General features: G+C 42.9%; 11 protein-coding genes and 1 other annotated feature. Of the genes, 7 read left to right on the top strand and 4 right to left on the bottom strand.

From position 1 onward, the window contains the following. Nucleotides 1–146: 146 nt before the first annotated feature. Together rnz and MHH61_RS00835 are read left to right on the top strand one after the other, a co-directional pair. Nucleotides 147–1,076, top strand: a complete 930-nt coding sequence (gene rnz / locus MHH61_RS00840; RefSeq protein ID WP_024422900.1) for a ribonuclease Z — start codon at nucleotides 147–149, stop codon at nucleotides 1,074–1,076. 139 nt (nucleotides 1,077–1,215) lie between these two features. Beyond that, nucleotides 1,216–2,523, top strand: coding sequence for an aminotransferase class I/II-fold pyridoxal phosphate-dependent enzyme (locus MHH61_RS00835; RefSeq protein WP_125587261.1), 1,308 nt, complete (start codon nucleotides 1,216–1,218; stop codon nucleotides 2,521–2,523). Nucleotides 2,524–2,569: 46 nt separating this feature from the next. Here MHH61_RS00835 and MHH61_RS00830 read toward each other — a convergent pair whose 3' ends face one another. Beyond that, on the bottom strand, nucleotides 2,570–3,334 hold the full coding sequence (locus tag MHH61_RS00830; RefSeq protein WP_125587262.1) for an alpha/beta fold hydrolase: 765 nt from the start codon (nucleotides 3,332–3,334) through the stop codon (nucleotides 2,570–2,572). A gap of 120 nt (nucleotides 3,335–3,454) precedes the next feature. Beyond that, entirely contained in the window at nucleotides 3,455–4,471 is a 1,017-nt protein-coding gene (gene namA, locus MHH61_RS00825; RefSeq protein ID WP_080708051.1) for an NADPH dehydrogenase NamA, read from the bottom strand. A 140-nt stretch (nucleotides 4,472–4,611) separates the two neighbouring features. Here namA and MHH61_RS00820 point away from each other — a divergent pair, with 140 nt between their 5' ends. Both MHH61_RS00820 and MHH61_RS00815 read left to right on the top strand, forming a co-directional pair. Further along, nucleotides 4,612–6,225, top strand: a complete 1,614-nt coding sequence (locus tag MHH61_RS00820; RefSeq protein ID WP_125587263.1) for a M20/M25/M40 family metallo-hydrolase — start codon at nucleotides 4,612–4,614, stop codon at nucleotides 6,223–6,225. 106 nt (nucleotides 6,226–6,331) lie between these two features. Then, a complete protein-coding gene (locus MHH61_RS00815; RefSeq protein WP_125587264.1) occupies nucleotides 6,332–6,811 on the top strand; it encodes a DinB family protein in 480 nt (159 codons plus the stop codon). Between the two features lie 35 nt (nucleotides 6,812–6,846). Here MHH61_RS00815 and proC read toward each other — a convergent pair whose 3' ends face one another. Further along, nucleotides 6,847–7,674: a pyrroline-5-carboxylate reductase gene (gene proC / locus MHH61_RS00810; RefSeq protein WP_024428040.1), complete on the bottom strand. Its 828-nt coding sequence runs from the start codon at nucleotides 7,672–7,674 to the stop codon at nucleotides 6,847–6,849. Nucleotides 7,675–7,715: 41 nt separating this feature from the next. Continuing rightward, nucleotides 7,716–7,927 (bottom strand) — a binding site (T-box leader). Between the two features lie 169 nt (nucleotides 7,928–8,096). On the opposite strand from proC, the gene MHH61_RS00805 reads away from it, so the two are divergent. Both MHH61_RS00805 and MHH61_RS00800 read left to right on the top strand, forming a co-directional pair. After that, nucleotides 8,097–9,047: an MBL fold metallo-hydrolase gene (locus MHH61_RS00805; RefSeq protein ID WP_125587265.1), complete on the top strand. Its 951-nt coding sequence runs from the start codon at nucleotides 8,097–8,099 to the stop codon at nucleotides 9,045–9,047. Between the two features lie 12 nt (nucleotides 9,048–9,059). Further along, nucleotides 9,060–9,836 carry an SDR family oxidoreductase gene (locus tag MHH61_RS00800; RefSeq protein WP_125587266.1) on the top strand — a complete coding sequence of 259 codons (777 nt, stop codon included), beginning with the start codon at nucleotides 9,060–9,062 and terminating at the stop codon, nucleotides 9,834–9,836. A gap of 63 nt (nucleotides 9,837–9,899) precedes the next feature. Here the strand turns inward: MHH61_RS00800 and MHH61_RS00795 are convergent, their stop codons facing one another. Further along, nucleotides 9,900–11,228 (bottom strand): CoA-disulfide reductase, encoded by a 1,329-nt coding sequence (locus tag MHH61_RS00795; RefSeq protein ID WP_025093018.1) that lies wholly within the window; start codon nucleotides 11,226–11,228, stop codon nucleotides 9,900–9,902. Between the two features lie 188 nt (nucleotides 11,229–11,416). Between MHH61_RS00795 and coaA the strand changes: the two genes are divergently transcribed. Beyond that, nucleotides 11,417–12,376: a type I pantothenate kinase gene (coaA, locus tag MHH61_RS00790; RefSeq protein WP_024428044.1), complete on the top strand. Its 960-nt coding sequence runs from the start codon at nucleotides 11,417–11,419 to the stop codon at nucleotides 12,374–12,376. Nucleotides 12,377–12,389 lie beyond the last annotated feature (13 nt).

Raw genomic sequence — 12,389 nt, 5'->3', positions numbered from 1 at the left:
TCATTGTTCGTAAAGCAAACATTTGATTCGACTTTTTCTGCTCTCGTTTCACTTTTTTCAAAAATTCCGCTGAATTCACATTTACCTTGTCTTCATGTATTCTATATGAATGAAGATATTGTATACCGGCTTTAGGAGGAAAAGTAATGGAACTGCTCTTTTTAGGAACAGGTGCAGGCATTCCTGCAAAAACAAGAAACGTCACTTGCACAGCGCTAAAGCTTTTAGAAGAAAGAAATGCAGTGTGGCTTTTTGATTGCGGAGAAGCAACGCAGCACCAAATCTTACATACAACGATTAAACCGAGAAAGATCGAGAAAATATTTATCACACATATGCACGGTGATCATGTATATGGCCTTCCGGGACTCCTTGGCAGCAGATCCTTTCAAGGCGGGGAGGATGAATTGACGATCTATGGACCAAAGGGCATTAAGGCCTTTGTGAACGCAGCACTTTCAGCTACTCAAACGCATTTGACATATCCGCTGCATATCATAGAAATAGATGAAGGGGTCGTGTTTGAAGACGATACCTTTCAAGTAGAAGCAAGAAGAGTCTCTCACGGGATTCCAGCTTACGGCTATCGGGTTGTGGAAAAAGATATGCCTGGTTCATTAAAAGCCGAAGACCTAAAAGAAATCGGTGTAAAACCTGGACCTTTGTATCAGAAGTTGAAAAATGGGGAAACCGTGACACTCGAAGATGGAAGAACCATTGATGGAACCGATTATTTGGAACCCCCTAAAAAAGGGAGAATCGTTGCATTTTCAGGAGATACCCGTTTGTGCGAGAATATAACAAGGCTTGCCAAAAATGCGGATGTGTTAGTCCATGAAGCAACATTCGGTAAAGAAGATGCAGATTTAGCCTACAATTATTATCACAGTACAACAGAACAAGCAGCGAAAACAGCAGAGGAAGCAGGCGCAAAAAGGCTCATTTTGACCCATATAAGTGCACGTTACCAAGGAGAAGAGGCACTGAAACAACTGTTGAAAGAAGCCCGCGATATATTCCCGCTGACAGAAGCTGCACATGATTTCTCTTCTTTCCCCATTGAACGCACCCTGTAAAAATTGGATGAATCGTCAAAAAAAGTTGTGTGATTTTTTTGATATTTATGATGACGCTCTTTTTCAGGTAGTGGTAAAATGGTGAAGAAAAAACAAATGACGAATTAAACTATGAAGAATACGGGAGGCACAATCAAAGATGAGCGGTTTTACAGCATTAAGTGAAGCAGAATTGAATGACCTATATGTGGCACTACAAAATGAGTATGAAACTTACAAAAGTAAAAACTTGCACTTAGACATGTCTAGAGGGAAGCCTTCACCAAAACAGCTCGATTTGTCTATGGGCATGCTCGATGTTGTGACATCAAAGGATGCAATGACAGCTGAAGATGGCACAGATGTGCGAAACTATGGCGGCTTGACAGGCCTTCCTGAAACGAAGAAATTTTTTGCGGATGTACTCAATTTAAAGCCAGAACAAATCATCATCGGCGGTAATTCAAGCCTGAATATGATGCATGATACCATTGCACGTGCGATGACTCACGGCGTATGTGACAGCAAAACACCTTGGGGAGAGCTGCCAAAGGTAAAATTCCTTGCACCAAGCCCAGGGTATGATCGTCATTTTGCCATTTGTGAGCTATTTAACATAGAGATGATCACGGTCGATATGAAGGCTGATGGACCTGATATGGATCAGGTAGAAAAATTGGTCGCAGAAGATGAAGCGATTAAAGGCATTTGGTGTGTACCTAAATATAGCAATCCAGACGGTATTACGTATTCAGATGAAGTCGTTGACCGCCTAGCTTCAATGAAAACAAAAGCAGACGACTTCCGCATTTTTTGGGATGATGCATATGCAGTCCACCATCTAACGGATACACCTGATACGTTAAAAGATATTTTTCAAGCAATTGAAGAGGCAGGATACCCGAACCGTGTGTTTATGTTTGCGTCTACGTCTAAAATTACATTCCCAGGCTCAGGTGTTGCACTGATGGCGTCTAGCCCTGACAATGTAAGCTTCACTCAAAAGCAATTATCGATTCAAACGATCGGACCAGACAAAATTAATCAACTAAGACATCTTCGTTTCTTCCAAACTCCAGAAGGTTTGAAGGAACATATGAAAAAGCATGCAGCGATCATTAAGCCAAAATTTGATCTCGTTCTTTCCATTCTTGACGAAAAACTTGGCGGGAAAGACATTGCTGAATGGCACAAGCCAAATGGCGGATATTTCATTAGTTTAAATACACTTGATCATTGTGCAAAAGCTGTTGTGCAAAAAGCAAAAGAAGCAGGTGTCACAATGACAGGTGCAGGTGCAACATACCCATATGGAAAAGATCCGCTTGATCGTAACATTCGCATTGCACCAACATTCCCGACTCTTGAAGAACTAGAGCAAGCGATTGACATCTTTACATTATGTGTTCAGCTTGTCAGTATTGAAAAGCTGCTTTCAGAAAAAAGTCAATCTGCTCCAACGGCATAAATAAAAGAAACTCCTTGACTCATAACGGGTCAAGGAGTTTTTTATTTTAATTAGCAGTTTGATAATAGGAGACAGGTTGTTTGGCTGCGCACCATACATCATAGATAGCAAGCTGTACAATATGCGGTTCATCATGATGAATATAGTGCGAGCTGTTTTGCGCCTGAATCCATCCGCTTTGGGATGACAAAGACAGCATACGTTTATGAAGTCTGAGCCAAGCTTCATGAGCTGGATGAAACAATCGGCTCTTACCTGATGAAATGACAAGAAGCGGCATCATTCCATAATGGGTTTGCTCCTCTTTGATTGTGTTTAGCATTTGCTGAAAGTCCTCATGCGTACATTCTGCTGTAAACTGCGCCATATATGAAGTGCGTTCTTCCTTTGATAAAAGCGGCAGAATCACCTGCTCTTGCTCCTCACTTGCCGGGTCTAACAGCACCATACCAATGACATCATCTCCTCTGCGGCTTGCCCATAGCCGGCTGACAAGAGAGCCAAATGAGTGAGCGACAATAAGAAATGGCGGCTGAATATTGGCTTCTTTCAGCAGTGCATCTAAATCATCAGCGAGGTCATGCAAGGTTCTTCCTTCACCGCTCTCACTGCTCTTTCCATTTCCTAAACGGTCGTATAAGAAAACCCCAAGCTCTGGGTCAATATCACGTGCCATATTCGACCACGTATCACTAGAAATGCCGTAGCCTGCTTCAAAGATAATCGTGGCTTGCCTTTTGCCTTGACGATGTTTTGTATAAAAGTGGTGTCCATCTATATGATACATTTTTTCAATCATTGCCGAATTCATTCTTCCATCTCCTCTAAGTGGTTCTTTAGCTAAAAGACGGCACAAAAGGCAGATATGTTTCTCTTAAAAACAAAAAAGATGCCTATTTCGAAAAATAGACACCTTTTTTCCTAAGAGCTTTTACCAAGCGCGATCATATTGACGCGGGCTTTCGATGGATGTACGGAGCTCTTGAGCAGCTGTTTTCGGGAAGTATGGATCCCGTAAAAATTCTCTGCCAATAAAGATCAAATCTGCGCGCTGATTTTGTAAAATCTCCTCTGCCTGTACACCAGATGTAATCAGACCGACAGCTGCTGTTTGAATGCCGGCTCCTTCTTTTATTTTCTCTGCAAATGTTACTTGGTAGCCGGGGAATGTGTTGATTTTCGCCTGTACGACAGCACCTGAGCTGACATCAATTAAGTCGACACCTTGCTCTTTGAGCCAAGTGGCAATCCCAATATAATCTGCAATATCAAGTCCTTTTGTCGTGTAATCAGAAGCCGACACACGGACAAATAAAGGTCCGTCCCATACGGCGTTGACTGCGTCTACGACTTCTCTTAAGAAACGATAACGGTTCTCTGGTGAACCGCCATAGTCGTCTGTTCGGTGGTTCGCCAGCGGTGAAAGAAATTCATTGATCAAATAGCCATGTGCACCATGAATTTCAATGATGTCAAAACCCGCTTTTTTTGCCCGTACAGCTGCATCCTGAAACGCCTGAACGGTATCTTTGATTTGATCAACAGACATCTCGACAGGGGTTTTAGATGTTTCATCAAATGGGATGCTTGATGGTGCAAGAATGTCTCCATCAAGTTCAGCCTTACGTCCTGCATGGGCTAGCTGGATGGCTGTCTTCGTTCCGTATGCTTTGATTTGTTCGTTTAATGAAGCGAATCCTTCAATGTGCTCATCGCTCCAAATACCGAGGTCTTGATCACTAATTCTTCCCTCAGGAGATACAGCACTTGCTTCCACCATGATGAGACCAGCCTGACCTTGTGCACGGGAAATATAATGTGTGAAGTGGAAAGGCTGTAATTTCCCATCACGGTCATAGGATGAATACATACACATCGGGGACATCACGATGCGGTTTTTCAGTGTAACACCTTTTAATGTCCAAGGTGAAAAGAGTTTTGTTTCCAAATACCTTCGCCTCCTCATGGAATTGTATAGCCGATTATAACAGCCATTCAAACTTTCGTCATAAAAGGTGCTCAAAGAATATAGCTTTTATACACGTTTTTGTATAATGGAGAGATAGAGACATCAAAGGGGGAGAACGGATGAAATGGCAAACAGAGAGTGAACTAAGGGAGCTCCTGACAGCTCTTATGCAGTATGAAAGCATATCAGGTACAACAGGAGAAGTCGCGTTAGCGGAATATTTATATTATTTGCTAAGGGAGCGGCCTTATTTTGAGCAGAACCCTGATCATTTGGCTTTGCTTCCGATGAAAGATGGCCGGTATTATTTAACGGCACTTGTGAAGCGCAGTACGCTGCGGCGTACCGTGCTGCTTCTTAGTCACTTTGATGTAGTCGATACAGAAGATTACGGCGAATTTCAAAACATGGCATGCAAGCCTGAGGAGTTAATGGCTTCCTTTTCGCAAAAAAGTGAGCTTCTTCCAAAGAAGGCAAGAGAGGACCTTGCTTCAGGCGACTGGCTGTTTGGAAGAGGGGCCATGGATATGAAAGCAGGTCTCACCGTGCAGCTTTCTATGCTGGAAAGAGCGATGATAGGAACATTTGATGGAAATGTCCTGCTCGTCACAGTTCCTGATGAAGAAGTGAATTCACAAGGAATGCTTGAGGCTGTGCCGAAATTAAAAGAGCTTAAAGAAAAACATGATCTTGACTATAGCGCGTGTTTAAACAGTGAGCCGATGTTTGAAAAGTATCCAGGGGATGAACATCATTATATGTATACAGGCAGTATAGGAAAGGTATTAGCCGGATTTTTCTGTAAAGGGATTGAAACACATGTAGGAGAGCCTTTCTCAGGCTTAAATGCGAATTATATGGTATCTGAACTAAACAGGCTGTTAGAGCTCAATAGTGATTATTGTGAGGAAGTAGATGGTGAAGTAACACCGCCTCCAACGAACTTAATGCAAAAGGACTTGAAAGAAGCCTATTCCGTTCAAACACCTCACACAGCCGTATCTTTATTTAATGTGCTCATGATGAAACGTTCAAGTGAAGAACTGCACGGACTTCTCTATGAAACTGCGAAACAAGCAGCAGACCAAATCGAGGCCAATCTTCAGCAGAAAACAGCTGACTTTCAGCGCTTTAAACACTTTACACCAATAGACACTCAGGTGACGGTTCTTACGTATCACGAGCTGTATCAAAAAGCCGCAGAACGCTCTGGTGAACAGGAAGTCGAGCGCATTGTCAATTATGCATTCGCCAACCGAGGTGAACTTGGAGATCGAGATTTTTCAACGAAAATTGTCTCGGAGCTGACGACGCTATGTAAGGAAGAAGGCCCGCTGATTGTTCTATTTTATAGTCCGCCATTTTACCCTTCGGTGTCCTCAACAGAAGATCCGCATATTCAGAAGACATTCAAGAAGATTCAAAAAGAGGCAAAAGAGGTATATGGACTTGAAGTAGAGGAAGTGAAATATTTCCCGGGATTGTCTGATTTAAGTTACTTACAGCTCGAGAAGCAGGAAGTAGGTCATTATACAACCAATATGCCGCTTTACCAAAAAGGCTATTCTTTACCGCAAGGAGAAAAGGAAGCCCTTTACGTTCCAGTCATCAACGTAGGTCCACTAGGAAAGGACCCGCACAAATGGACAGAGCGGCTGCACGTCCCGTTCTCTTTTGGCATTTTGCCAGAATTGCTAGAATCAACGATTCATGCTTTATTAGAGAAAAAATAAGTAGATGTAATGAAGAGCTCTATCTTGATGATAGGGCTTCTATTTAATAAATAGAAAATGATATTAAAGAAGACTTATATTTATTTGAAGGGGGTAAGAAAATTAAATGGAAACTGGGAAATTAACAAAAACAGACATCATCACATCGCTTCAGGAAAGTATGAGTGAACTAGAGAAGCTAGTGGAGGCTTGTGATGATTATACACTGGATCGATCTTTAGGGGAGGATAAATGGTCAATTAAGCAGCTCACCGGGCATTTGTATGACACAGAAGAAGTCTGGTCAGAGCGGATAGAGCAGGCGATATCAGATCATCACAAGCCCTTTCAATCATATGATCCTGAAATGTATGTGCAAGAAAGAGCGTATGAATGGTATAACGCAGAGGAGATCAAAGCATTGATCAAACGGATGAAAGAGAGAAGAAACAACACGCTTCGGCTATTAGAAAAAGATATATGGGAACAATCAGGTCTGCATCCGGAAGAAGGAGTGATGACCGTCCAAGTATTAGCTGAAACCATCGCTTTACATGAACAACATCATCTGGATCAAATCAAAGCCATCATGTCAATGAGGCAGTGAAAAAGCACCTGTATTAAAACAGGTGCTTTTCAATTTCATTTATACGTACTTGCTGAAAACATTTCGTTTAATTCTGCTGCGCGTTTAGTGGCTGTTTTGACACAATCGACAACGGCCTCTTCAAATTGATAGGCAGCCAGTGTGTTCAGGCCGGCTTCTGTTGTTCCACCTTCACTTGTGATTTCTTTGCGCAGTTCGGCCGGCTCTTTTCCGCTGTCTTGAAGCATATTAGCGGCGCCCGCAATCATTTGGCAAATGAGTAATTTCGCAGTTGCTTGGTCCATTCCAAGTTCTGAAGCACCTCGCTCCATTCCTTCAATCAAATGATAAATGAAGGCAGGGCCGCTGCCTGCGATGGCTGTCACAGCATTTAGCTGCGATTCATCTAATACTGTGACATGCCCGATCGTTTCAAACAGCTCGACGGCCTTTTTCTTTTGCTCCTCTGTCACTTCATGACTTACGGCAATACCAGTTGCTGACTGCTGAATCGCCGCTGATGTATTTGGCATCGCACGAACGACTGCACTCTTTCCGCCAGCATAGTGTTGAATCGTTTCAATAGAAATACCCGCTAAAATAGAAATGATCAGCTGTCCATGTAAATGAGGACGGACTTCAGAAATTCCGCTTTCTGCATCCTTCGGTTTTAAGGCAAAAACGAGAATATCCGCTTCTTCATAAATAAAGGATCGAGCGAAATCCGTTTTGACCCCATAACGCGCCTGTAATTCCTCTAATCGTTTTTCATTCGTTTTGTTTGTGACAATGATATCTTCATTCGACATCATCCCGCTTTTTAATAAACCTTTGATCATAGACTCTGCCATTGAGCCTGCACCGATAAATCCAATTTTACTCATAAGCTGCTCCTCCTTGTAGAAAATAAAAAAACCTCTCGCCTGAAAAGGACGAAAGGTTTTTCGCGGTACCACCCTCAATTAGCATGCAAACATGCATACTCAGCTCTAGTCCCTTAACGCGGGAAACGTTTAGGTTTGCCTAACAGCTCAAAGGGCAGGTTCAGCAAATAAGAGGATGGTGAAGTCTTTCAGCCGGCGGACCTCACTCTCTTGCATCATTATTTTGCTTACTAATCCTTGTCATCGCGCATCATATATTTGTTGTTCATTATGCAACGATGGACAAGTTTATGTCAATAGGGGCAGTTAAAAAAATTGCCCGTCTAAACCGCATGACAGTCTGCCTTTTGCAAGATACAATGAAGTAAGAAGGCTTAAGTACCCACAATCATGAGTCAAAAAGCAGGAGATGACGTATAAAAGTGAAAGAAGACATCATTCAATTATCCATCCCGACGCCGTTTGCTGTTGGGGATGTGTATGCATATGTATTAAAAGGAGAGGCCGTAACCTTAGTAGATTGCGGGCCGATGACAGAAGAGGCAGAGCATGCTTTTGTCACGCAATTAAAAGAACATCGTTTATCGATAGACGATATTGATCAGGTGGTGCTGACCCATCATCATGCAGATCATGTCGGTCTGTTAAATCTGATGAAACCTCATGTCCGTGTGATCGGACACCAGCTAAATGAGCCGTATATTAGTCAGGATCCAGTGTTTAAGCAGCGCCAAGTGGACTTTATGATTCCTTTTTTTCAGCAGTTAGGTGTCCCGCTTCGGCAAAATGAGTGTGAAAAAATGGTGAAGCAATCTTATACATATTCTTGTACTTCACATGTAGATGAGATCATAAAAGAAGGTGATCGTTTAAGCGGGCATGAACACTTCTTTGTGATGGAAACACCCGGACACGCACAGTCTCATCTTTCCTTTTTAGATGAAAGAACGGGGAATTTTATTGGCGGCGACCTGCTTTTGACGACCATTTCTTCAAATCCGTTAATGGAAGCACCGGATGAGGGCGAGGAACGTCAAAAATCACTGCTTCAATATAAAGCATCACTCAATCGGTTATTGCGTCTGCCAATCAAGACGATTTATCCAGGACACGGTCAGCTCATCACGTCCCACCATGAATTGATTGAAGAAAGATTTAAGAAACAAGAGAAACGAGCAAATACGATGTATCAGCTGCTTAAACAAAAAGAAATGACGGCTTTTCATCTTTGCCGCAAGCTATTTCCTGTGATGTATGAAGAGGCCTTGTTTTTAACGATGTCTGAGACAGTCGGGCAGCTGGATGTGCTCTTAGAGGATGGGCGAATTGAAGAAATGCAAAAAGACGGAATCGTCTATTACAGAGCAAACTAAGGAGTGAGACACATGGGGCGATTGACAGGAAAAAGGATTTGGATTACTGGCGCATCTGGGGGCATTGGTGAAAAAATGGCGTACTTGGCAGCAGAAGAAGGCGCAGAGGTCATTATTTCAGCAAGACGAGTGGAAAAGCTTACTAGTGTGAAAGAAAAAATTATGAGTGCTGGCGGGGTGTGTCACATCGCTCAGCTTGATGTCAGCCAGCTTGAGGACATTGATCGCGCGTATGAAGAAGTGGGGCCGGTCGATATTTTGGTCAACAATGCCGGCTTTGGCGTATTCGATCTCGTCGAAGATGCCTCCATAGAGGAAATGGTGTCGATGTTTGAGGTGAATGTGTTTGGCTTAATCGCCTGCACGAAAAAGGTCATCCCTGAGATGAAACAAAGAGGGCAGGGACATATTATCAATATCGCATCCCAGGCAGGAAAGATTGCGACACCCAAATCAGCGATTTATTCCGCATCAAAGCATGCCGTTCTTGGATTTTCAAACAGCCTCCGAATGGAGCTGGCAGACTCAGGCATTCACTTGACGACGGTCAACCCAGGACCAATTGCCACAGACTTCTTTACCATCGCTGACCGCAGCGGTGAATATGTGAAGAACGTTGATTTTATGATGCTGAGTGCGGACAAGGTGGCAGGGAAGGTCGTATCTGCCATGATGACGAAAAAGAGAGAGATTAATCTGCCTGGCTGGATGAATGCTGGCAGCAAATTGTATCAGTTATTCCCATTTTTATTTGAAAAAGTAGCACGAAAAGCGATGATGAAAAAATAATAAAAAAGAAACCAGTTTTGAACTGGTTTCTTTTTTTGAGGTATGGCTTCATTGTGACACTTTCTATATCCGTCTTGCCGCTTGCTGAAGCGGGTCCCATACACTGTTAAACGGCGGTGCATAGCTAATATCTAAATCTTCAAGATCTGTTATGGTCAGCTCTTGGTAAAGGGCAGCCGCCACGATATCGATCCGTTTATCTACACCGTTTCTGCCGATGATTTGGGCACCAAGCAAAGTATGGTCATCGCTTCTGTAAATCAGTTTCACTTTCATTTTCTGTGCTTCTGGGTAATACTTCGCGTGATCTGTACTATCAATGGTGATGACGGAGAAAGGAATGTCCGCCTCTTTTGCTTCTTTTTCTGATAAGCCTGTTCGTCCCGCTGTCACGTCCATAAATTTCATGACGGCTGTTCCAGTCACGCCTTGAAACGCCCGGTTTGTCCCTGTCATATGAAAGCCTGCGATTCTCCCTTGTTTATTCGCAGTTGTGCCGAGCGGAATATAATCCAGTGATTTTTTGATGCGGTGATAGGTTGCAGCGCAATCACCGGCAGCATAAATGTCTTTTATATTGGTTTGCATGTATTCATTTACTGCAATAGCGCCATTTTGAAGACGCTTGATTCCGGTATTATGTAAAAAGGAGGTTTGCGGAGTGACACCGATGGCCATGATGACCATATCTGTTTGAATGGTTTGTTTGTCTGTGATAACAGCTGTGACATGTGACTTGCCTTCTAATTGCTGTACCGTTTCTCCAAGCGATACGTGAATGCCCTTGGCGTCAGCCTCTTCTTTAAGGTATTTTGCCATATCGGAGTCAAAGCCCGGGCCGAGTGCTGCTCCCCGCTGAATGATATGTACGTTTTTTCCGAGCGCTTTTAAATTTTCAGCCATTTCAAGGCCGATATATCCACCGCCAATGATCGTGACATGTGTGATGTCCTTTTTTAAATGGTCTAAAATGGACAGCGCATGCGGGATGGTTTTTAATACGTGTACGCCTTCTAATGGCTGGCTGTCTAAATCCAGTGTGACAGGGCTTGCTCCTGTCGCAATTAAGAGGCGGTCGTAGCTTTCTGTAAAGGGTTCTTTTGTTTTCGTATGATGACCCGACACTGTTTTTTGCTCTGGGTCAATGGAGGTCACTTCGTGTAAGCATCTGGCGTCAATTCCATATTTCTCACGAAAGGTTTCAGCACTGCGTGCGATCAGCTTTCTGTGATCATCAATGAGACCGCCGATCAAGTAGGGGAGTCCGCACTGTCCATATGAGAAAATCTCTCCTTTTTCAAAAGCGACAATGTATGCATTTGGATCCTCTCTATATATTTGCATAGCGCAGCTCATTCCAGCTGCATCTCCGCCAATCATCACATATTTCATTTAGTGTGCTCCCTTCTATCTATCGTACTGAATACTCTTATTTACCCTCATATTCCTTTTTTTAATGCTTTTTTTCGCAAAACAAACAAACTTTCGTTGAAAAATAAAGACAGCGCCTTCATTTTAAGCTACAATCGGATTATCGTCTTTTTGGGTTACGAGTTTAGTGAAGATTGGTGGGAAAGACTTTGAGTGACACGCGACTAGATTTTAATACGCTATACACGCGCCATACGAGAGAGGCCTGGGCAGCTCTTGGAGAATATATGCCGGTATCTGTTTCAGAAGAGGAAGCAAGAGCGCTGCAAGGGTTAAATGACTATTTATCGCTTGAAGAAGTTCGAGATATTTACATACCGCTTATTCGTTTTCTGACATTACATGTCTTTGCAGAAAAACAAAAAAACCAGCATGTGAATGCCTTTTTAAACTACCCGCATCATGCCAAAATTCCCTTTTTAATTGGGATTGCTGGAAGTGTAGCTGTCGGGAAAAGCACAACGGCTCGTATCATTGAAACGCTTTTATCTAGGCTTGGAGATGGGCTGAAGGTGAGTCTTGTGACAACAGATGGCTTTTTATATCCTCAAAAAGAATTAAAGGATCGAGGGCTGATGGAAAAGAAAGGCTTCCCGGAAAGCTATGATGTCAAAGCCCTGCTGTCTTTTTTGAATGAATTAAAATCAGGTAAACAAACTGTGCATGCCCCGGTATATTCGCATCTGACCTATGACCGGCTTGAAGGGGTGTATGAAACAGTAGAGGATGCGGATATTGTCATTATTGAAGGAATCAATGTGCTCCAATCACCAGCGCTGGATGATCTGAAGGATGAACCGCGTGTGTTTGTATCCGATTTCTTTGATTTTTCGATTTATGTAGACGCCGCTGAAACGCAAATTCAATCATGGTATAAAGAACGATTTCGTTTGTTAAGGGAAACAGCCTTCCAAGACCCTGAATCCTTTTTTCATCAATATAAAGATTTGACGGATGAAGAGGCAGATCAAATGGCAAGCACCATTTGGAATACCGTGAACCGCCCTAATTTATATCAAAATATTTTACCGACAAAATATCGGGCTGATCTCATTTTGAAAAAAGGGGATCAGCATAAGGTGGAAGAGATCGCCATCCGCCGGGTATAAAGAAAAAACCGCT

It is taken from the genome of Bacillus sp. FSL K6-3154 (assembly GCF_040869395.1).
GTDB classification, from domain to species: domain Bacteria; phylum Bacillota; class Bacilli; order Bacillales; family Bacillaceae; genus Bacillus; species Bacillus safensis.
The sequence above is the reverse complement of the archived record's forward strand: the minus strand, read 5'-3'. Positions and strand labels throughout refer to the sequence as shown.